This is a genomic window from Nitrosomonas sp. Is35, from assembly GCF_033063295.1.
Lineage (GTDB): Bacteria > Pseudomonadota > Gammaproteobacteria > Burkholderiales > Nitrosomonadaceae > Nitrosomonas.
Genome location: NZ_JAWJZH010000001.1, coordinates 2,660,799 through 2,683,085, shown reverse-complemented (window position 1 = coordinate 2,683,085; position 22,287 = coordinate 2,660,799). Strand labels below are relative to the sequence as shown.

Here is a 22,287-nt window from a genome sequence, read left to right as displayed (position 1 = left end):
ATAATGAAGCTTGCAGCTGAAGAGAAAAAGACCGTTATTGAAAATGTTCCCGCCGATTTATCCCATCAGGTTGACACCGATGAGACACTCCATACCAAATTGGGCTGGTGGATCGTTCTGGCAGGCTTTGGCGGATTTATTCTATGGGCATCTTTCGCACCGCTGGATAAAGGCGTGCCGGTTCCCGGCACGGTCACGGTCGCCAGTCATCTGCAAGCGGTCCAGCATCAAATCGGCGGCATTATCGACAGCATTCTGGTGAAGGAAGGAGAGCATGTTGCGGTTGGCCAAGTTTTAGTCCGGATGAATGATGTTCAGCTCAAAGCACAAGCTGAAATCACCCGCAGTCAGCTGTATACCGCGCGCGCAGTGGAAGCGCGTCTATTGGCGGAGCGCGATGGCCGCAAGGAAATCACTTTTCCGCAGGACTTGCTCACATCCCAGCATGATCCGCGTATCGCCAATAACATCATCACTCAGAACCAATTATTCACATCGCGCCAGTTAGCCTTGCATCATGAAATCGCGGCACTGGAAGAAAATATTGCCGGCTCAAGAATGCAATTGCGCGGGCTGGAAGCATCCAGAGCCAGTAAAAATGCGCAATTGAAATTTCTGGAAGAGCAGCTTGTCAATCTGCGCGACTTGGCACAGGATAGTTTCGTCCCGCGCAATCGCGTGTTGGAACTCGAACGCACGTATATCCAATTGACCGGGGAGATTTCTGCGGAAACCGGCAATATCGGCCGCATCCAACGCCAAATAGCCGAATTGGAACAGCGGCGCATTCACCGCCAGCAGGAATACCAGAAAGAAGTGCGGCAACAGTTATCCGATATCAAGCGGGAAATTGATTCATTAAGCAGCCGCCTGAGCGGACAGGATTTTGAACTGGCTAACGTAGAAGTCAAAGCACCTGTCGACGGTTTTGTGGTCGGTATGAACGTTTTTACCGAAGGCGGTGTGATTAGCCCGGGATTTAAGCTCATGGATATCGTTCCGAGCGATGATATGCTGATCATCACCGGGCAAGTGCCGGTTCATCTGATTGACCGGGTGCACGTAGACCTTCCTGTCGATCTTATTTTTTCCGCGCTCAATCAAAAGAAAACCCCTAACATACCGGGCACCGTCACCCAAGTATCGGCGGATCGTCTTATGGATGAACGCAGCGGGCTTCCGTTTTATAATATCAAGGCCAAGGTTACACCGGAAGGCATGAAAAAGCTGACCGATCAACAAATACGCGCCGGCATGCCGGTGGAAATATTCATTAAAACCGGTGAACGCTCGCTGATGAGCTATCTCTTCAAACCGATCCTGGATCGCGTTCATTCGGCCTTGAGTGAAGAATGACGGTAATGATAGATATCCGTAAAATTTTAGTCATGGCCGGGTTTTTCTTGAGCCCGATCAGCCATGGTTATGCAATGAGCCTCTTAGATGCTTATGAAGCTGCATTGCAGCATGACCCGACTTATCGCTCAGCTTATCATGAAAATGAAGCCGGACAACAAGCCGAAGCCATCGGTTTAGCAAGCTTGCTGCCCAACCTTTCAATCACGCATACACAAAACAGAAGCTCAGGAACCATTACGGGTAAAACACAAACCGGTCAAAGTGTTTCTGACGTTGTTACTTTTGATAGTCAGATAAGCTCGTTGACTTTGCGTCAACCTTTGATCAATTTGGAAGCGGTTGCAAGCTATCGAATTGGAAAAGCACAAGCCAATTCCAGCCGGGCAAAATTTACCGGGCGCAGTCAGCAGCTCATTGTAAGGTTAGTAGAAGCTTATGTAGAAACATTGCTGGCACAAGATCATGTCAAGCTCGCAGAAGCACAGCTGACTTCCCTAGAAGAACTCAAACGCGTCAATGAGCGCATGTTAATCAAGGGCGAGGGAACAACGACCGATGTTTTGGAAACACAATCGAAACACGCCATTGCACAAGCACGTGTTATTGAAGCCAATGATGAGCTGGAAGGAGCCCAACTTAAACTTGAAGCCATCATCGGGCAAAAAATAAACCAGTTAGACCGATTGTCCGATGCATTTAATACGCACGCCATTCAGTTGCAAGATTATGACAATTGGTATGCTCTGGCGCTGGAACGCAATGCCGAGCTGATGACACAACGCCATGCGGTAACATCCGGTAAGGAGGAAATCAGAAAGAGTTTTGCCGGACATACACCACGCGTCGATTTAGTCGCCAGTTTATCCAAAAACAATAGAGGATCATTTATCACACGCAATCAAGATGCCGAGCTTGGCACAATCGGTGTTGAAGTCAACTTTCCTCTATATGCCGGCGGCCGTGTAAACGCCCTCACGGCTCAGGCTAAAGCGAATCACGCGCGTGCGGAAGCGGATCTCGACGCGGTAACCGACAAAGTACTGGTCGAATTGAAAAAACAATACAACCTGCTAAAAAGCGGCGTCAAAAAAATTGAATCATTGGAACTGGCCGTCAAGTCGGCCGAATTGCTCGTCGACGCGACAGAAAAAAGCATCCGTGGCGGTATCCGCATCAATTTAAATCTTTTGGATGCGCAACAACAACTGTATACCGCACAGCGCGATCTTTCACAGGCGCGGTTTGATTATCTACTGGCCTATCTGCGCTTGCAGTTAGCAGCAGGCACACTGGTACTGGATGATTTACGAAATATTGCCAGCTATTTTAAAACGAATGCGTATTGATTCTTTGGGATTACACGATTGCATTGTTGAGTCTGGGAAAACCTATAACAACTGGCGGTTTTAAGATTTCTTGGAATTGCTGTTAGTTTTTTGCGCTCGTATATAAATTGCCGTTCTATCACCCGGAATACATGTTTTACCTGCGCACGGATTGCGGAGTGATTCCGGTTGCTAGAATTTATGAGGCCGCTTCACGTGCGGCATGTTTCTATGATTTTACCTCTTCATCCAATCGACACAGCAATGAGTATGGATGCTCATTAATTTTTCACCTCTATTCCGATTAAACAAACAGCAATTTTTGCTGATATTTCTCCGCTTTGCTTTGATATACCGATGATTTGTCAATGCAGTCGCATTTTAAGGTTGAGAGCCCAAATCATTCATTATCTGGCGCTGTAGTTGCAATCAACTCGTAAATCATGTGCCCCAAAATGAGTATTCGCACTCATTCAAAACCGATAGATAATCAATTATCCTCATTGATCTTTTAAACTTGCGAATAATGGAGGGTCATAGAATGAAAAGTAAGTGTCAGAAAGAATTTCCACCGAATTTAGACAGCTCGCTGTGTACTCCCGGAACAATTCGATCGAATGGCTATGCAAAACGGATTGCTATTTTTGGCTTACTGCTCGCGATCTCGTGCTTCATTTATATAAGCAATGTTGCAGCGCATAATCTCCATCGTATCGAGATGTATGCTAAAAAACCCCATCCAGATTATGAATATCTTGCTTATGGGATGATACGGCACGAAATTACAGATAAAAATGGCCTGACCACTGACATTACCTCCCGTTATAGTACGGCTCCTATCATCCCCGGCCCGACTATTATCATGGATGAAGGTGATGTAGCCGAAATCACACTTTATAGTGAAGTTCCTATCCCTGAAAACGCAGATCATGTCGATCTGCACGAGAATGTCAGTCTCCATGTACATGGTGTGCACTACGATATCGTCAGTGACGGTACGCTTAAATACATCAATTTATTTAAAGATGAAGGCGCAACATTGGTTCAGTCATATACATACCGCTGGGACGCTGCGTTCGGCACAGCCGGTACCTGGGCATATCATGATCACAATATGCATACCCACAATGGCGCGGAAGACAAAGGTCTGTACGGTGCTCTGATTGTCAATCCAGCATCGAGAACCGTATCTATTGGCCAAGACGGTGGTATTACCAGTGTTCCACTTTCAAGTATTGCTAAAGATTACATTTTATACGTCATAGACGATGCCTTTGTTGGAACAGAAATTGACAATCGCACAGGTCAACAAACGCCAATTTGGGTTAATCCGGCGCTATCGGCTCAGGCTGGAACAAATATCCGGTTTCATCTGATCGCAATGGGGACTAACTTTCATCAATTTAAACTGCCCGGTTATAGCTGGCCTGATCCGGCAACTCGGACCATTATTGAGGAAAAAGCAATCGGTCCACTTGAGAAACATGTTTTTGCTATTAAAGCTGGCGCTAGTTCCAGCTATATGGATGCATCTTTTGCGGGTAAAGCACAAAACATGACCGGTAGTTTCACTGTTAATCCCTAAAAAGCACATTTCTCAATTCAAAGGATAAAATAATGAAATTAAATATTTCAGGATTAAATTTTAAGACCATGATGACGCTTGTGTTGTTTTCTGTCTTATGGTTTGCCGGTAACACATTTGCAGCTACGCATGACATTCATCTATCCGCGAATACTCTCCCCAATGGACAGTATGCTTTTAAAATGGAAAAGCATACTAGCAGTGACGGCCCAACCCCGTTATATCCGGCTGAAGCAACGATTCCAGGCCCGACCGTATTTGTAAAAAAAGGCGATATCCTTAACGTAACACTGACCAACAATATTCAACTACCCGGTGGCACGCAATTCAAAGTTGGATTAACAGTTGGTAGCATTGAAGTTGCCTATGGCGAAGCAAGAACCTACACTTACACCGCAAATGATGTGGGTACCTTTGCTTATGGTGACGAATCTTCGCATTTGCTTGGATTATTCGGTGCACTCGTTGTTGATCATGCCGATGGCTCGGTACAAGATTTCGTCGATGAAATCGGCAATCGCGTCGCAACAAAGCGCAGCGATGTGGATAAAGAATTTGTAATGTTCATGGTCGGCTCGACGTTCTGGGGATCGGAAACTGTCAATGGCGTACAAAGACCATTATGGACTAATCCTACTCTTGGAGCTGTACAGGATGACATTGTCAGGTTTCATATTCTTTCTGTAGGTCCCGGCCATACTTGGCATTTGCATGCGCATCGCTGGCCTGATAACAATAACAGCGATTCAATTATTGATGTGAAATTGCTGAAAGATACTTTAGACAGCCACTCTTTCACAATCAAAGCGGGCGCAGGGGTTGGAACCGGGCATTGGCAATATCACTGTCATCTGGTTTCGCATATGGAAGCTGGCATGGCTGGAAAATTTCATGTAGCCGCTAAAGGTGAATCGGGTGATAGTCTTGCTGGAGCTTCTCCTAGCGGCAAGATTTTTCTTAATCCAACTGCCAGTGTACCCGGTCTTGTAACCTTTGAGATCTCCGATGAGCCGGGGCAATTCTTCAGAAGTGTCCGCAGCGATATACTGAGTCCCATTACCAAAACTCGCTCACTGGAAATTATTCCTCCGGGTAGCAGTGTGCACTTCATTATGTCGGATACCAACGCTGTGCATACAATAACGTCGTTACTCTGGCCTAGCGATGCCAATGATACCGATCATGGTGATCATCGTGTTATACCATTCAGTCAAACCAAGGCTTATAAAGGTGGCGCTATTTTGCAGCTGGATGTGCCGGGTCTATATGTATTTACCTGCAAGATACATCCTTACATGTTCGGTGCTGTGATCGTCGATGATCCTGCAACAGATGGGTTGGATTTGGGAGAATCGATCGATATCGTGACAGGTATCAATAACCTTCCGACCAGTAGTGATCTAGCAACCCGTTTACTCAGAACTTTCTTTGTCGCCACTACTCAGGAAAACTGGCAAAATTATACATCGCCCAACCCTTGGCATCCGGAATATCCGAGTGTCGATGTTCGTATCACAGGAGGAGCGGTAGCAAATTTAAAAACGGTACTGGAGAGCCGGTACGGCCAGGACATAAAGCTAGCAAGTCTCTTTAATCCAGCTACGCCGGGTGTCGGAGAAGTATGGATTAATACACAGTTTGAGAAAACTGCCGGTAAAACGAAACCGGGCACGATTACGGTATTGGATGCCTCGACTTGGAAAATCAAGCGAAAAATCGCTTTGCCTGAAATTAATATGAATCATCCCCACAACATGTGGAGTAATAGCGATCAGACCATCGTCTTTCAGACACAATGGTTTGATAATAAACTGACATTTATTAATCGCGAAGATGGCAAATTAATCAATAACATCCAGATTGGGAATACGCCATCGCATGTCGTAACTCTACCTACCAATGATGATCTTACTGTGGCTATTAACGGTGAAAATGGGGTTCGAATCATTCCAGCGGGGACAATGTCGCCTCAACCTATGATAATGACTCAGCTTCCAGGTCAAACAGCAGCAGCACCGCATGGTCACTGGGTTACACCGGATGGTAAGTTGATTGTGACACCCAATGTGAATACCTCTGACATTGGTCTCTACGATACAACGACCGGTGGTATCGTTGCAAGAACACCTGCGGGTGGTATTTTTCCTGCAGCACCTCACCCGCTTGCTGTTGGAGTCAGTGTGGATAAAGTCTATACGACTAATTTGTTGGATCATTCCATGAATGTTAGCGACTTTAGTGGAAAGCTACTGAAAACCATTAATCTTATCGCCGATTATGATCCTGTCAGTCCGACCGGTCCTGATACCGTCAAAGATCGTGATGGAGATGGTCTGGCCACAGTAGGCGTACTTCCTATCCAAACACCGGTTGATCCGACCGGCCGTGTGGTAGTAACTGCCAATACTGGCGGCTCAATCACAATCATTGATACGAAATTGGACAAAGTTGTTGCGATGCTGCCTTGTGATCCGGGGTGCCATGGAGCCAATTTCGGTGCAAAATTGGGCGGAGGTTACTATGCCTATGTGACAAGCAAGTTTTCAAATCAGTTGATTGTTGTCGACGTGGATTTGGATAATCCCGCCAATTCAAAAATAGCTGGGCGGATCTCGTTGGTTGCTGACAGGAGCGTGCCAACCGATGATACAGTCACGAAGCTAGCAGGTACGGGTGGTCAGGGTGTTTATGCAATTCCAAATATTTATAATGGATGGGTTCAAAATTTACCGGATTCATGGAAAACAAATTTGACCGCTTCTCAGCTTAATCCTGTTCCATAATAAATGGAGTAAAGATAACGCTGAATTTCAACGATAAAACCGCTAACCTGGTTCGGTCTAGCGGTTTTATTTTGCAACTATCTCCATCCAAGTGGCTATAGTGGGTACCGATCAGGGTGGAAATACGACGGGTTACACAGTCAATATTTATGCACCTGATGCAAACTTCATAGTTTGATAACAGTTTCACTGTGGCTTTAGAAAAGTATCCGAGAGGTTTCTCAGGCCATTGATTAGTTAGCCGTGCCGTAGGCGCCCCCTTGCCGTGATTGGAGAAGGGGGCGTTTCAGCTTTAGGCCTTTCCTTTCTATCCACATTAACGCCCAGACACATCGTACGGTGGCGCCAGCAGAAATGCCGCATTGCTCATACCCGGTTCACGGCACAGTTAAGGGGCCGGAATGCGGGTTTCCATTTGTCTGAGTATCGTCATGATCGGGTTACCACTGAATTTCGATTGCTTCATTGCAGGGCTCTCCCGCCTATCAATTACAAGAAAAATCTACTTATGACACCTGCTATTTCACGAGGTGGTTACTTAAGGAAAAAATAAACGATTGGGAGACTTGTATTTAGAAACTCAATGCCAATATAAAGGAGATTTGCAGTTTATGGCCATAGCCGAAGGGATTCCATGAGTAACCTGATTCATCTGATTTACAATAGCGCTGCAACTTGTGCTTTCACGGAAGAAGATTTTTCCGTCATGTTAAGAAAGGCGCGCAGTAAAAATGCTTCGCTCGATATTACGGGTATGTTGCTATATATCGAAGGTTGTTTTTTTCAGGTGCTGGAAGGGCCGGAAAATACTGTGAATGCGCTGGCAGAGACAATTCGCCAAGATCCCAGGCATACCCGCATGACTACAATTATCCGTGAACCAATCGTAAAACGCGCATTCAGCGAGTGGACCATGGGATTTACGCAGATCTCCTTAAAAGATCTGAATGAAATTGAGGGCTTAAATGATTTTTTCACCACTGGCAACGTTTTGACCGATATCGATTCCGGCCGCGCGAAGAAATTGTTGATTGCCTTTAAGCAAGGCCGTTGGCGCGTCAGGTTATCAGCCACGACACAGTCTCCGCCGCTAGTAACACGGGTGGGCGGTAAAAAGAAAAGAGTTATTGAGCCTCGCCCGGTCTTTACATTTGCTTTTCAGCCGATCGTTGATGCTTCCCGGCGAATGGTTTCCGGTTATGAGGCGCTGGTTCGTTCGAAAGAAACCGGCACTGCTGCGGATGTGCTGCAACACATTCAATTGGGTGAGCTCGGCGCTTTTGATGAAGATGCCCGCCGTATGGCAATCGGTTTTGCTTCAAGGCTCGGCATCGCAGGAAATCTCCACTTGAACGTTTTTCCCTATTCTTGGGCAAACGCGCCCAAGACTATTGAGTCTTCGCTCGAAACTGCCAGGCTTTGCGGCATTGACATCACTCGAATCATATTCGAACTCAAGCACGAAGCGACCGTGAGCAATCCATCGGCGGTTAGCGAATGGTTGAAAGAGTCACGGCGCCAAGGATTGCGCATCAGTATCGATGATTTTGGTTCTGGCTATTCTGGCCTCGCCCTGCTGGAACATTATCAACCTGAGATGATTTCTCTCAGCATGTGGCTTGTTCGCGGCATCGAGAGTCATGGGGCACGCCAGGCTATCTTGCGAGGCTTGATACAGACTTGCCGCGATTTGGGTGTGGATATTATTGCCAAGGGCGTAGAAACCATAGAAGAATATTCTTGGCTGCGCGATGAAAGTATCGAGCTATTTCAGGGCTTCCTGTTCGCCAAACCAGGCTTTGAATCGCTGCCGCGGCCAATGCTTCCCGCCGATCTTTTGTAGAGAGGATCCCAAAACATGGCTCTTGAATTTACTTTTGCTTACCAACCCATAGTGAATGTCGAAAAACATGAAACACATTCTTTTGAGGCTCTGGTCCGCGGTCCCAACAACGAACCCGCAAATTGGGTGTTGAAGCAACATAATGCGGCACAGCTGCGCGCCTTTGATGCGGATGCCAGGCTGCGGGCAATCAAATTAAGCGCTCAGCTCGGACTATCTAGCCGCATCAACCTCAACGTGTTGCCGGAAGCTATGGCGGATTTCGAGGATGGATCAAGCATGGAAGCCTTGCAGGCCATGGTGGAAATGGCCGTTCAATACGGTTTGAAGCCGGATCAACTTGTGCTCGAAGTGAGCGAATCGGAGACGATCAAGGATTTCGATTGTTTTGTCGAACATGCCAATCAATGCCGCAGACTCGGTGTCAAGTTTGCCATTGATGATTTTGGCAGCGGTTATTCCGGTCTCAACTTGTTGGCTGAGTTTCAGCCGGAGGCGGTCAAATTGGATATGCTATTGGTACGGGATATCGAGCACCGCGGACCGCGGCAAGCGATTGTTCGCGGTGTGTTACGCACTTGTGAAGATCTCGGGATTGATATAGTCGCCGAGGGTGTGGAAACCGCTGCGGAGTATGAGTGGCTCCGGAACGAGGGGATTGTTCTTTTTCAGGGCTATTTGTTTGCTCGCCCGGCGTTCGAGGCGCTACCGGCAGTTATTTATCCTAATTAGAAAGCCGTTTCCCAACATTGTGAAGCAACCTCCTCGAACTGAGCTATGTGTTCATCACGTGCTTAACTCATTTCTGTATATTATAGCCGGTATGCCTACACTTCGATCAAGCGCGGCGCCGTTTATCCGTTCGCCATGCTCGGCTGAACAAACCGGATATCTTCAATACCGGTAAACGTTGCCGCGCGTGCGGTAGAATAGTTCGGATTTCCACAGGCAGTTTTAACGATAGGTTTCCTACGACTGGTTAATCTTCGGTTTTATTGGTATTGAGTGAGTTGCCATATTTTTCGCAGGCTTTCTGGTCATAAACTTTTAAAAATGGGGGGTTATCCTTTGGCGGATTCAATGGGGAAGCTAACGAGAGCTACTTCTTGCAGCGGATCGATCATGTAGGATCTATCCACTTTCCAAAAAACAGATGTTTATGTTAATCCGATTAAATTGAAGTATGGCTCTAAAAGCATGCATATACGCTTGGTGTTTAGTTTGCGCAGAACAGCATACGCGGGCTTACACATTTTGGCAGTGCATATCAAGAATTGATGTCGTTTGTTATCATATGCTATCATTGATTTCACATAATAAGGAGTGAAGTCAAATGTCTGTTGTTACTGTTCGCAATTTGCCCGAAGAAACGCATCGCGCGCTTAAGCTGCGTGCTGCTCAGCATGGACGTAGCACCGAAGCTGAAATCCGGGAAATTCTGGAAGAGGCAGTGCGTCCTAGGACGCGTGTCAAAATCGGATCTGAACTCGCTGCTTTTAGGCAATCCTTTGGGGGGCTTGATTTTAATGATACTCGTGATCAGACACCGACTGATCCGGCAGTGTTCGAATGATCGTTCTGGATACGAATGTCATATCCGAGCCAATGAAACCCAACGGCAATCCCGCCGTTCAAGCTTGGCTTGATCGGCAAACAGCCGAGACACTGTATCTGACTGCAACAAGTCTTTCCGAATTGCTGGTCGGCATTCAAAACCTGCCAGATGGAAAGCGTAAAGAAGGACTTGATGCTGCATTGAGGAAACTGATGGAGAGGCTTTTTGGGGCGCGCATACTATCATTCGATCAACAGGCTGCGATAGCATATGCGCCCATAGTCGGTCGAGCTAGGACTAATGGCCGCCTCATCTCTGTGGCAGACGGTCAGATTGCCGCAATCGCGGTCGTACATGGATTCACCATAGCGACGCGAGATACTGAGCCTTTTGCCGCTGCCGGAGTGCCCATCATCAATCCTTGGGAAGAATGATCTTAGGTATTTTGTGTTAAAGGTAGTTACCAAAGGAGCAGCGTTATGCGAGAACGAAATAAGATGCAGAATTGACTGTGTCAAATTTGTGCCAAACTACTCTGCAAGTGTCACTGTTTGTGGTTGTGTGAGACAGTTTTTATGCTTGGCAAGCATTGTAAGTGATTGATTTATATGTGATTATAATTTGTAAATAAGTTTTGTAATCAGAAGGTCCCGAGTTCGATTCTTGGTGTCGGCACCAATTACCCTATTTAAATGGGTTCATGCGAGATGGCTCGCATCTTCAGAATGTTTACTGGCACCAACGATGGTCATGATGTCGCCTGCTTGCAGGTGCAGAAGTTTGGCAATATCTTCATAATCATCCGGTAATGCAGCATCGTCCCACCCATTAGCGGAATGCCGGGCTAAATTTACTGCCAAGACCACATTACGCACTCTCTGTAAGCTTGAATTATTATCATCCATAAGGGTGATTAATAATGCTGGTAGTTTCCATTTAATTGCAAGTTCCAGCTGGAGTTGATACAAAGAAAAGCCGAGGATTTTTTCTTGTGCGACGGTGCTGCGAAGTGCTTTGTTTTGTTTTTGTAGCTGCTTTATTTTTAGCATTTCCGCGGGGGAAAAGCACCACATGAGCATTTCGGCGATATCGTGCAGTAATGCCGCCAGACGGATTTCCGCAAAATGTAAATCGTGCAGGCGGACCGCCCAGTCAAAAGCGTAGGTAGAAGCTATATTTGCGCGGTGAGTGGTTTTTAGTAAATAGACCAGCGCATTCATATTGTTGCGCGCCAAAATGTCTTCAACCAGAGGCTTGGCAGGTATCTTGTTCAGCGTCGCTTCAAGGCCGAGCATCAAAATGATTTGCTCAACTTCCATTACATCATGTTCTTGCGTCCGGTGTTTATGCTGCTGCATATAACGCAGTAGCTTTACAGTCATTAACGGGTCGTTTTTCACAACATGAGCGAAACTGCGCGCGTTGAGATGTTGCTCGTCCTGTTGGAGAATGGCGAGGTTTCGAGCTGTCTGTTTGAGAACAGGAATTTCAGCTGTTGTAAGAAAATTAACCCAATCCGATAATTTTCTTTGATGTTGTTGTAGCATTTTCAACTCCTGAATGAGATACGTCAGGAATTTTCTACGACACCTATGGATAAATCTTGAGGAAACAATGCACTATCCTTCCTCAATGTCAATTGGAACAGCGAGCTTCTTTTGACGCTAGCGCATTGGCAGCGACACTCGGGATCAGAAAAATAATCGTGCTAATTCAATGCCGGGGTCTTCGGCGCGCATAAAAGCTTCACCGACAAGGAAAGCATTGACGTGATGCGATCGCATGCGTGCAACGTCCGCTGGGGTATGAATGCCGCTTTCGGTAATCACAATCCGCCCGGATGGAATTTGATCAAGTAACTCCAGCGTTGTATCGAGGGAAGTTTCAAAAGTCCGCAGATTACGGTTATTGATGCCGATGAGCGGAGTGGTCAGCTGCAACGCCAGTTGCAATTCGACCGCATCGTGAACTTCGACCAGAACCGCCATGCCCAGCGAGTGGGACAATTTCTCGAGTGCAACCATTTGCTGCAAGGCATTATCGGCAGCATCACTGGATCCGGCGCCGAATTCCATCATGAAAGCGCTCACGATCAATAAAATACAATCGGCACCCATCGCACGCGCTTCGGCAATCTGATATTCATCCAGAATAAAATCCTTACGCAAAACCGGCAATGCGCATGCGGCACGTGCTGCTTGTAAATATTCGGGGCTACCCATAAAGAACTGCCTATCCGTCAATACCGACAGGCAAGCTGCGCCATGTTGCGCATAAGTTTTGGCTATCTCGGCAGGAAGAAATTCAAATGCAGAACCACTTCCGCCCGCGGAGCGGCCGCGCAATATTCCCTTGCTGGGGCTGGCTTGTTTGATTTCGGCGATGACAGCCGACTGTCCCCCTTTAATTTTGTTAGTAATCGCGGCGGTGAAATCGCGCGGTGGTGATGCGGATTGCGCTTCCTGGCTTAAAATGGCATACGGCTTTAATGCCTTGGCGGCACTGACCTCTTGTTTTTTGACGGTGAGGATTTTTTTTAGAATATCGGACATTGTGATCTTATACAGAATTTCTGTGGGTGAATTCCACCAGGTCGTGGAGTTTCTTTAACGCGGCGCCGCTTTCGATAGCGCGGAGCGCGGCTTTGATTCCCTGTTCGAGCGTGTCCGCAATTCCGGCGGCATATATCGCCGCGCCGGCATTCATCAGCACGATATCGCGCGCCGGATCGGCGGTGTTTTCCAATACCGAAAGCAACATTGTTTTGGCATCGGCGCTATCGGTAACCTGGATAGCTTCGATTGCTGACGTTTTCAAATTGAAATCTTCCGGCTTGACGGTATAAACGGTGACTTGACCGTTTTTCAACTCACCGATACTTGTTTCGCCTGTGATGGTGATCTCATCCAATCCATCGCTGCCATGCACGATCAGCACATGTTCGCTGCCCAGCCGTTGCAGCACAAGCGCCAGGGTTTTGACCAGATCTGTATTGAACACACCCAGAACTTGTCTTTTGGCACTGGCGGGATTGGTGAGCGGGCCGAGGATATTGAATAGTGTTTTGATACCCAGTTCACGCCGGACCGGTGCAGCATGTTTCATGGCTGCATGGTAGTTGGGCGCAAACATGAAACCGACGCCGATTTCACTAACACTTTGCGCCACCTGTTGCGGTGTTTGGTTGAGATTGACGCCGAGCGCTTCCAATACATCCGCGCTGCCTGATTTGCTTGAAACCGAGCGGCCGCCATGTTTGGCGACGCGCGCGCCAGCCGCCGCGGCAACAAATGCCGCTGCCGTGGAAATATTGAATGTGTGCAATGAGTCTCCACCTGTGCCGCAGGTATCCACTAAATGCGTGTGCTCAGGAACAGCCACTTTGCTGGCAAATTCACGCATTACTTGCGCCGCTGCGGTGATTTCCCCGACCGTTTCTTTTTTTACCCGGAGACCGGTGATGATCGCGGCAATAAGAACGGGCGAGATATCTCCTTGCATGATCTGGCGCATTAAGGAAACCATGTCGTCGTGCATTATTTCCTGATGCGCGGTAATGCGCTGGAGTGCTTCTTGTGGCGTCATTCAATCACCTTTAGTCGAGCGGATTTATTGCCGGTGGAGAAAGTTCTCGAGCATTTGATGTCCATGCTCGCTCAAAATGGATTCGGGATGAAATTGAATGCCTTCGATAGCGAGTGTTTTGTGACGGATCCCCATGATTTCGCCGTCCTCGGTCCAAGCGGTGATTTCAAGGCAATCCGGCAGCGTTGCGCGTTCAACGACCAAGGAATGGTAACGGGTGGCGGTGAATGGATTGGGCAAGCCGCGGAAAACGCCGGTGTCGTGATGAAAAATCGGCGATGTTTTGCCATGCATCAGTTGTTTTGCATGAACTACTCGTCCGCCAAACGCCTGCCCGATGCTTTGATGTCCCAGACAGACGCCCAATACCGGAATGTTTTGACTGAACTGATTGATCACCGCCAACGATACTCCGGCTTCATTGGGTGTGCACGGCCCTGGAGAAATAACGATCCGCTCGGGATTCAATTGCGCGATTTTATCCAGTGTGATTTCATCGTTCCGGTATACCGCAACCTTTTCACCCAGCTCGGAGAAATACTGCACCAAGTTATAGGTAAAGGAATCGTAGTTGTCTATCATCAGCAGCATTGGTTTTAACTCTTTGTTTGTACTTACTATCGTTTAATTGTGACGGAAGAGATTATAGCAAAGGATGAATGCCTGCGCGCAGCACGTGAATTTTACCAGTTCAGCCGTGAGGCGAATAATAGAATCGCAATTATTTGAACAGTAATTGATATTGCCTTAATAATTCAGTAAAATTACCGGCTTTTCAACCTTGTCTCACCACATGAAAGCCGTGGGAGGCTTTACCCAAAAGGAAATTATGCGACATTACGAAATCGTTTTTATTGTTCATCCTGATCAAAGTGAACAAGTACCTGCAATGATCGAACGCTATCGCGGCATTGTAACCGCAAAAGATGGCAAGGTTCATCGCGTGGAAGATTGGGGGCGCCGTCAGCTTGCCTATCTGATTCAGAAAGTTCACAAAGCGCACTATGTGTTGATGAATATCGAATGCAATCAAGAAGCGCTGGATGACTTGGATCATGCATTCAAATTCAGCGACGCTGTGCTGCGGCATTTAACCATTAAGGTCGACGGCCCTATCACGGAACCATCGGCGATGATGCGTCAAGAGGAAAGATCGCGCGCCGCAGGTTTGAGTACTGCCGAAGCGGTGGCTGACGAACTGGAAACCGATGACGTGCCGGATGAATCCAGCACCCCTGCGTAAACGCATTGCAATTGGAATGTAATCGCATCATCATTTGTGGAAAAATTGTCAAACTGGGCGTTTTACGCTACACACCGGCTGGTATGGCCGTGATTGAGTTTACGATCAATCATGTGTCGAAGCAAAAGGAAGCAGGTGTAGTTCGGCAAATAATATTGGATATTCTGGCTGTTGCATTGGGCCAATTAGCTCTGACGATCGCCGGGTTTAAGCTTGACAGCATGGTCAAACTGAGCGGATTTCTCAACAGAAAGAGTCACATGAGCCAACAATTGGTTTTGCACGCGGAACATATCGAACTTATTTAATCAGAAAACAGGAATTAACATGGCACGTTTTACCAGTAGACGCAAAGACAGCAAAGATAAAGAAAGAGAAAAGAAAGCCAACCGCCCGTTATTCAAACGCAAAAAATTCTGCCGTTTCACCGCGGAAGGCATCAAACATGTGGACTATAAAGACATTGAAATCCTGAAGGATTTTGTCAGTGAAAATGGCAAGATCATCCCGGCGCGTATTACCGGCACGACTTCCTTCTACCAGCGTCAGCTGAGCACCGCGATAGAGCATGCGCGTTTTCTGGCGTTATTGCCTTACACCGATCGTCACTAAGGAGTAATTACGATGCAAATTATTTTGATGGAAAAAATTACGAATTTAGGGCAATTGGGTGATGTTGTGAACGTCAAAAGCGGTTTTGCACGGAATTATCTGATTCCGCAAGGCAAGGCAAGACGTGCAACCGAGCAATCCATTGCAGAGTTCCAATCGAAACGTGCGGAACTGGAGAAAAAACAAGCAGCCGTTCTGGCAGCAGCGCAAGCGGTTGCTGCGAAACTCGAAGGATTGCTGGTGCAAATTACGCAAAAAGCCGGTAGCGATGGAAAATTGTTCGGTTCAGTAACCAATGCCAATATCGCCGAAGCGCTTGCTGCACTCGGCTTTACCGTGGAGCGCGCCATGATCCGCATGCCTAATGGCCAATTGAAACAGGTTGGCGATTATCCGTTGACCATTGCGCTGAACAGCGATGTGACCGCCAATATCACCGTATCGGTATTGGGTGAGGCAGCGATGTAATATCCTGTTTTCAGGTGGTTACATTTTTAAAAGGACTATTTCGGTAGTCCTTTTTCATTTGCTGGTCAGCAAGTGATAAAATCAATACTCCTTCAATGGTGTTTCCGGATCCTATGGCACAATCACCGATCAGTCTTCATCAAGAGCAGTTTCTCGATCCCTATAAAACACCGCCGCATTCGATAGAAAGCGAGCAATCGGTGCTGGGCGGACTCATGCTGGATAATAACGCCTGGGAAAAAGTCGCTGACATCATCACCGACAGCGATTTTTACCGCCACGATCATCGCCTGATTTATCACCACATTTGTAAACTGATCGAACATAACAAACCGGCGGATGTCATTACCGTGGCGGAATCCCTGGAAACATCGGCGGAGCTGCAAACTGTCGGCGGTCTCGCATACATCGGCACCATCGTGCAAAACACGCCATCGGCGGCGAATATCAAGCGCTACGCCGAAATCGTCCGGGAACGGTCCATCATGCGCTACCTGGCGCAAGTCGGGGTGCAGATCACCGATTCCGCGTACAACCCGGCGGGGCGTTCTGCGGCGGACTTACTCGACGAAGCGGAAGCCAAGGTGTTTGAAATCGCCGAGGAAGGTGCGCGCGGCAAGGAGGGTTTCGTCGGCATTCAGCCGCTGTTGAAACAAGTAGTGGAGCGGATCGAGCTGCTGTACAGCCAGGATAATCCCAGCAACGTCACTGGCATCGCCTCCGGTTTTCACGATCTCGACCAAAAGACTTCAGGGTTCCAGCCCGGCGATCTGATCATCGTCGCGGGACGTCCGTCGATGGGAAAAACCGCGTTTTCCTTGAACATCGCCGAGAATGTCGCGCTGGAATTAAACAAACCGGTGGCGGTATTCAGTATGGAAATGGGCGGCGCGCAGCTGGCCATGCGGATGCTGGGGTCGGTCGGCAAGCTCGATCAGCACAAAGTGCGCACCGGACGGCTGGACGACGACGATTGGCCGAAACTCACGCATGCGCTGGGAAAACTGAACGAAGCACCGCTTTACATCGATGAGACCGCCGCGCTGAATGCCTTGGAATTGCGCGCGCGCGCGCGGCGGCTGTACCGTCAGTACGGCGAGCTCGGTTTGATCGTGGTCGATTATTTGCAACTGATGTCTTCCGCCAGTCAAGGGGAAAATCGCGCCACGGAAATTTCGGAAATATCGCGCGCATTGAAGGGGCTGGCGAAGGAACTGAAAGTGCCGGTGATCGCGTTGTCGCAGCTGAACCGCAGCCTGGAGCAACGCCCCAACAAACGCCCGGTGATGTCGGATTTACGTGAATCGGGTGCAATCGAGCAAGACGCCGACGTGATTCTGTTCATTTACCGCGACGAAGTGTATAACCCCGATTCACCCGACAAAGGCATCGCCGAGATTATCATCGGCAAACAGCGTAACGGTCCGATCGGCAAAGTCGATTTGGCTTTCCTGGGCCAATACACATGTTTTGAAAGCCTCGCCAGGCCGGAATATTACTAGCTCGGGTTTTTGGTGTGTTTCCAAACCATTCTTCACGATGGATCGATGTGAAGCATTTAATCAGCCGCACTCACATAAAATTAACCAATAATTCACTCCGGTTCTATTGTAAAACTAAGCCAGGTAAAGCTTTTGGCAGTTTTTCAGTTTCTCGGGTGAGCAAGCGTTGAGCGTTATTTCCGGTTTATTTCCTTGGTTTATAGATTAAAGATGATCAATAAAAAACTTTTTTCTTTTGTGTTTCTGAAGTCGGAAGTCAGTTCGTTACGGTCATTGCAGGAAAACATCAGTCAGCTCGATGTGAAAGTAGTGCTGGTATGTCTGGTCGTCGCTTTTTCCCTCACGTGCACATACTATCTGGACAATGCGCACTTTCCGGTTGCCTTTTTGCGCGATTTGAATCTGACCGGGTTGGCGCAGCTAGCGAATCATCTCCTTTTCCAGCATGCCAATGCGCAATTGCACCAGTTGCTTTACTGGGCAGCGGTCATCATTTTCTTTTACTTCGTTTTCCCGGCGGGCATTATTCTGTTGGTTTTCAAGGAAAGCCTGACGGAATACGGATTGCAGTTGAAGAACGCCAGTCAAGGCTATCCGCTGTATCTCGGGATGCTGGCGATCATGATGCCGCTGGTATTTTATTTTTCCGGCAGCGAGAGCTTTCTCGAGCGCTATCCGTTTTATAACGTGGCTCGAAATGAAAGCCTGTTCCCCAATTTCTTCCTCTGGGAAATCGTGTATTTCCTGCAATTTCTCGCGTTGGAATTCTTCTTCCGTGGTTTTATTCTGCATGGCACCAAGCAGCGTTTCGGGTTTTACGCCATTTTCGTCATGGTGATCCCGTATTGCATGATCCATTTCGGCAAGCCGATGCCGGAAACGATCGCGGCGATCATCGCGGGCGTCGTTTTAGGATTCCTGAGCTTAAAAAGCAAAAGTATCTGGCTGGGTGTTATGATTCACTGTAGTGTCGCGCTGACGATGGATCTGTGCGCGTTGTATCGAAAAGGTCTATTTTAGATAGTGAGATGATGAGTGAAATATAAGAACGTGCGGCCAATTCGGCAAAACCGTTTGCTGCGACTGTTGTCATGCCTGTTTATCCAGATCATTCTCACCGGTTGCCTGTCGCCGATGGCGCTGAATCGTGCCGTGCTTGCGTATGATGACGCCGTTACCGATGCGGTTTCGCAGCAGTTGCTGATCAATATCGTGCGCGCGCATCACCGTCAGCCGATTCATTTCACCGGCGTATCCAACATCGCCGCAACTTTCAATTTTCAGGCGAGTGCGGGCGCCACACCATCGCCGGGCGGGCTGGCCGGTGCCGTGATATCGCCGGTTTTTGGCGGCGGCATGGCGGAAAGCCCGACCATCAGCATCGTACCGATCGAAGGGGAGGAATTCACCAAGCGGCTGCTGACACCGTTTCCGCAGAACAAGCTGACATTGTTGTTGCGCCAGCGCTTCGACGTCGATCTGTTGCTGCGCATGATGGCGCAAGAAGTGCACCTGTTGAATGCAAAGAAATCGAATGGCGTTTATCGCAACAATCCGGCGGACGAAGCCGGTTATGAAATGTTCCGCCGCGTGGTGCTGCACTTGTCGTCGATTCAAGATCATAACCAGTTGTACGCCGAGCCTTTGGCGCTGATTAATACCTGGCATATCCCGGGCAGCGCCATCACGGCGGATGGTTTTCAGTCGCTGCAAAAGGAATTCAGCGTGCGCTACAATCCGCAAGACAATACCTACACGCTGAAGAAACACATCGCCGGACCGATTCTGATCACCAACTACGACCCCAATATCTTGTCCGACGAAGAACGTGAAACCTTGCGCCAGCATGTGGGGGACGGTAATAGCAGCGACATCGCGTTTGATATCCGCGCCGGGCATTATGGCGGAGATTGGGCGATGAGCGGCGTGTTCCGTCTCAGAAGCTTCCACTCGATTCTCGGTTTTCTCGGCAAAGCGCTGGGCGAAGAGCGCGGCTATCACGTCGAGAAAGATCCCAGAACGCCACCGATCCTCAATAACGAAAATCCCGATCTGACCATGGAATTCACCGTTTCCGATTGGCGCCCCCAGGATGTCGATCTTTCCATCCGCTGGAATGGCCGCTATTACGCGGTGAATACCGCGGGACCTTACGCACGCTGGAACCGCGATGCCTTCCAGTTATTATTCCTGCTGTTTCAAATGACCGTCACCGACATTCCTCGCGTCGGTGTGCCGAGTATTACCATCGCAAAATAGCTTGGCTAGTTTAGGCTGCTGACCGCTTACTGGTTTTTTTAACGGCTGCGGCATTAACGGGCATCGAACATTGCCTGCGTGGTGGTTAAATAATCCGAGTCCTCGATGTTCTTTCTGGTATCGCCAACGGCATATACCCTGACAGCTGTAGGCGAATAACTACAAGAAAAATAAGCACAATGCTTATTCATTAATTAAGCCAATCACTCTAGTATGAAAAGCGGAGGGTAATCAAAAGATTTCCCGTCGATCAATGAATTTGAAAGGAGTTATAAAATGAGCGTAAAAACACGGCTGTTTTTTACCAGCATCATGATCATGATTCTTTTTTCACTGAGTGCAATAGCCGGGGAAAGCCATCTGGTGCACGCCATAAAGCACGCTGAAGCTGCGGCCGCTGCGGCTGATGGCAAAGCAGTAGCCGAACATGCCGAGCATGCGAAAGCGCATGCCATTGATGCGAAAAATAATAAAAACTCCAAAAGCGACCCCAAACATATCGATGATGGTATTAAGTGCCTGGATGACGCGATCAAAGAAGGCAAGGGTGGAAATACCGAAGCAGCCAAGAAAGCGGCCACAGATGCTGTAACCCATTTTAAGCAAGCCGTATCCACACCCGCCCCCGCACCAAAGCAATCGTCCTACTAGCCTCAGCACCCTAACATACGGTGAATGACCGGTTCACCGTATTTTTATCTGTCCATTCTTCCATGCGGACATCAGTACCAGCCATGTATTCACTATCAACGGTTTGCATCGTTTTCTACCGGATTTTCTAATTGTAATAGCGGGCATCAGGCTGGTTGATAACTTCGGGCCAAGGGAAGCCGTAGTGTCAGGACTTTCTTAATGCATCGAACCGCAATACGGTTTCCATCAACAGCCGGTCCAACGCTGAAGTGAGCACTATTTTATCTTTACGAGATTGTGTCTTGATTCATCCGGCCCAGTCACCGTGCTTGATAAGTACGGCCTGTGCGGCATTTTGCCGCATTGATCTTCATTTCCTATTTTAATAAAATCGGTTCAATAGTTGTGGCAATCTAGAATTGATTTGAAGGTTCTCCTCTATCAGGAAATAGGTTTGTTGCAACGCATGACAACAATAAATGAATTCTGAATTACGTCAATTGGGAGTTCTTATGGAAATCGGAATTCCTCCCTCAAGGGTAGCAACGCTTTTATAGATTCGTATTACGAATCCTTTTTTGAAAAATTACCGGAGTATCTTTTGATTAAAACTATTTGTATGGGATCGCTTTTACTTTTTTTCAGCACCATGGCGATGGCGCATGAAGGTGAACCGAACATGGCATTTGCATGGCGCGATGGAAAAATTGAAGTCGATATCCAGCGTCAGGGAAGGGCGCTGGGTGACCACAAAGCATTCGTCATCTCATTTGCCGATTCATTAACGCCTTATCGCATGGGAGATTCCGGATTTACGGGCTTAGGTTTTGACCAAGGCGGCATAGTCGGCTATCAAACCGAAAGCACCTTGTTGAAATGGTCAAGTGAGCAATCACAATGGTTGAAAGAAGGCTTTGCCGAGCAACTCGTGATCAGCCGTTTAGCGGATGATAACGTAGTCACTGATAAAGAAGGGAATGGATTACAAGGAATCATCGATAGTTTAACGAACAAGAGTAATTTCGAAGCCCATGCGATTTTCAAGATCCAGAAAGCGGACGGATCGTTACCGGATGATGGCGCTTATATGGTCTTCATCAGTATTGCAGGCGTCGATGAATCAGGCGAGCGCATACTCTATAAACCCTCTGTTCCATTTGCATTGGTTTTTCATATCAATGCCCAAGCCAAGTTCGATCCATTGGCGCTTTCCGAAGCGTTGAAAGTGCCGCCGGAAGTCCGATTGAACGATTACCAGCGCATGGATGCACTGTTTGATTGGGCGGAAGCAGAGATGAAAGAATTATTCCCGCATGCTGCCGAAAGCCGTTTTGTCTTCGGCTACTATGCCCGCTGTTATGACAATTCCGTGTGCGTGGGCAGCAAAGACGGCAAGATTTACACGGCTGGCGGAATTCTGGGCGACATCGCTGAACAGGGTTCGATAGAAACTTTTTATGACGCGGCAGGGCTTTAATGCAGGTTTTGTATATGGGTTTCCGCTGTATTTTTTTGCCTGCGTTGATGATTTGTTT

21 protein-coding genes are annotated in these 22,287 nt (G+C 47.9%); 17 read left to right on the top strand and 4 right to left on the bottom strand.

All coding sequences use genetic code 11. The features are described from left to right. The first annotated feature begins 3 nt into the window (after nucleotides 1-3). The 8 genes from R2083_RS12610 to R2083_RS12575 all read left to right on the top strand — a co-directional run bounded on the left by R2083_RS12610 (nucleotide 4) and on the right by R2083_RS12575 (nucleotide 10,884). Complete coding sequence (locus R2083_RS12610; RefSeq protein WP_317538662.1) at nucleotides 4-1,356, top strand: HlyD family type I secretion periplasmic adaptor subunit; 1,353 nt, start codon at nucleotides 4-6, stop codon at nucleotides 1,354-1,356. Then, the gene (locus R2083_RS12605) at nucleotides 1,353-2,705 is read left to right on the top strand and encodes a TolC family outer membrane protein (protein WP_317538661.1); all 1,353 of its coding nucleotides are present in this window, start codon (nucleotides 1,353-1,355) and stop codon (nucleotides 2,703-2,705) included. The genes R2083_RS12610 and R2083_RS12605 overlap by 4 nt, the downstream gene beginning before the upstream one ends. 520 nt (nucleotides 2,706-3,225) lie before the next feature. Further along, a complete protein-coding gene (locus R2083_RS12600; RefSeq protein WP_317538660.1) occupies nucleotides 3,226-4,269 on the top strand; it encodes a multicopper oxidase domain-containing protein in 1,044 nt (347 codons plus the stop codon). Nucleotides 4,270-4,301: 32 nt separating this feature from the next. Beyond that, nucleotides 4,302-7,052: a multicopper oxidase domain-containing protein gene (locus tag R2083_RS12595; protein WP_317531592.1), complete on the top strand. Its 2,751-nt coding sequence runs from the start codon at nucleotides 4,302-4,304 to the stop codon at nucleotides 7,050-7,052. Nucleotides 7,053-7,686: 634 nt separating this feature from the next. Next, complete coding sequence (locus R2083_RS12590) at nucleotides 7,687-8,895, top strand: diguanylate phosphodiesterase (RefSeq protein WP_317531591.1); 1,209 nt, start codon at nucleotides 7,687-7,689, stop codon at nucleotides 8,893-8,895. A 15-nt stretch (nucleotides 8,896-8,910) separates the two neighbouring features. Next, nucleotides 8,911-9,627, top strand: coding sequence for an EAL domain-containing protein (locus tag R2083_RS12585; RefSeq protein WP_317531590.1), 717 nt, complete (start codon nucleotides 8,911-8,913; stop codon nucleotides 9,625-9,627). A 601-nt stretch (nucleotides 9,628-10,228) separates the two neighbouring features. After that, nucleotides 10,229-10,468 carry a FitA-like ribbon-helix-helix domain-containing protein gene (locus tag R2083_RS12580; protein WP_317531589.1) on the top strand — a complete coding sequence of 80 codons (240 nt, stop codon included), beginning with the start codon at nucleotides 10,229-10,231 and terminating at the stop codon, nucleotides 10,466-10,468. Beyond that, on the top strand, nucleotides 10,465-10,884 hold the full coding sequence (locus tag R2083_RS12575) for a type II toxin-antitoxin system VapC family toxin (protein WP_317531588.1): 420 nt from the start codon (nucleotides 10,465-10,467) through the stop codon (nucleotides 10,882-10,884). Before R2083_RS12580 ends, R2083_RS12575 begins: the two co-directional genes overlap by 4 nt. A 264-nt stretch (nucleotides 10,885-11,148) precedes the next feature. On the opposite strand, the gene R2083_RS12570 is transcribed toward R2083_RS12575, so the two are convergent. From R2083_RS12570 to R2083_RS12555, 4 genes are all read right to left on the bottom strand, one after another. Next, nucleotides 11,149-11,997, bottom strand: coding sequence for an HDOD domain-containing protein (locus R2083_RS12570; protein ID WP_317538659.1), 849 nt, complete (start codon nucleotides 11,995-11,997; stop codon nucleotides 11,149-11,151). Between the two features lie 144 nt (nucleotides 11,998-12,141). Then, nucleotides 12,142-13,002 (bottom strand): indole-3-glycerol phosphate synthase TrpC, encoded by an 861-nt coding sequence (trpC, locus tag R2083_RS12565; RefSeq protein ID WP_317538658.1) that lies wholly within the window; start codon nucleotides 13,000-13,002, stop codon nucleotides 12,142-12,144. Between the two features lie 7 nt (nucleotides 13,003-13,009). After that, nucleotides 13,010-14,035: an anthranilate phosphoribosyltransferase gene (trpD, locus tag R2083_RS12560; protein WP_317538657.1), complete on the bottom strand. Its 1,026-nt coding sequence runs from the start codon at nucleotides 14,033-14,035 to the stop codon at nucleotides 13,010-13,012. 24 nt (nucleotides 14,036-14,059) lie between these two features. Beyond that, complete coding sequence (locus tag R2083_RS12555; protein WP_121167200.1) at nucleotides 14,060-14,626, bottom strand: anthranilate synthase component II; 567 nt, start codon at nucleotides 14,624-14,626, stop codon at nucleotides 14,060-14,062. 238 nt (nucleotides 14,627-14,864) lie between these two features. On the opposite strand from R2083_RS12555, the gene rpsF reads away from it, so the two are divergent. The 9 genes from rpsF (at nucleotide 14,865) to R2083_RS12510 (ending at nucleotide 22,229) form a co-directional block, all read left to right on the top strand. After that, nucleotides 14,865-15,278 carry a 30S ribosomal protein S6 gene (rpsF, locus tag R2083_RS12550; protein WP_292984761.1) on the top strand — a complete coding sequence of 138 codons (414 nt, stop codon included), beginning with the start codon at nucleotides 14,865-14,867 and terminating at the stop codon, nucleotides 15,276-15,278. Nucleotides 15,279-15,289: 11 nt separating this feature from the next. Then, complete coding sequence (gene priB, locus R2083_RS12545; protein ID WP_317538656.1) at nucleotides 15,290-15,586, top strand: primosomal replication protein N; 297 nt, start codon at nucleotides 15,290-15,292, stop codon at nucleotides 15,584-15,586. A gap of 19 nt (nucleotides 15,587-15,605) precedes the next feature. Then, on the top strand, nucleotides 15,606-15,890 hold the full coding sequence (gene rpsR, locus R2083_RS12540; protein ID WP_090318030.1) for a 30S ribosomal protein S18: 285 nt from the start codon (nucleotides 15,606-15,608) through the stop codon (nucleotides 15,888-15,890). Between the two features lie 12 nt (nucleotides 15,891-15,902). Continuing rightward, complete coding sequence (gene rplI, locus R2083_RS12535; protein ID WP_317531583.1) at nucleotides 15,903-16,358, top strand: 50S ribosomal protein L9; 456 nt, start codon at nucleotides 15,903-15,905, stop codon at nucleotides 16,356-16,358. A gap of 113 nt (nucleotides 16,359-16,471) precedes the next feature. Further along, nucleotides 16,472-17,860 (top strand): replicative DNA helicase, encoded by a 1,389-nt coding sequence (gene dnaB, locus R2083_RS12530; RefSeq protein WP_317531582.1) that lies wholly within the window; start codon nucleotides 16,472-16,474, stop codon nucleotides 17,858-17,860. A gap of 210 nt (nucleotides 17,861-18,070) precedes the next feature. Then, on the top strand, nucleotides 18,071-18,880 hold the full coding sequence (locus tag R2083_RS12525) for a CPBP family intramembrane glutamic endopeptidase (protein WP_317531581.1): 810 nt from the start codon (nucleotides 18,071-18,073) through the stop codon (nucleotides 18,878-18,880). 15 nt (nucleotides 18,881-18,895) lie between these two features. Continuing rightward, entirely contained in the window at nucleotides 18,896-20,119 is a 1,224-nt protein-coding gene (locus tag R2083_RS12520) for a hypothetical protein (RefSeq protein WP_317531580.1), read from the top strand. 276 nt (nucleotides 20,120-20,395) lie between these two features. After that, nucleotides 20,396-20,770, top strand: a complete 375-nt coding sequence (gene smbP, locus R2083_RS12515; protein ID WP_317531579.1) for a small metal-binding protein SmbP — start codon at nucleotides 20,396-20,398, stop codon at nucleotides 20,768-20,770. Nucleotides 20,771-21,353: 583 nt separating this feature from the next. Continuing rightward, nucleotides 21,354-22,229 (top strand): hypothetical protein, encoded by an 876-nt coding sequence (locus R2083_RS12510; RefSeq protein ID WP_317531578.1) that lies wholly within the window; start codon nucleotides 21,354-21,356, stop codon nucleotides 22,227-22,229. The last annotated feature ends 58 nt before the right edge of the window (nucleotides 22,230-22,287 follow it).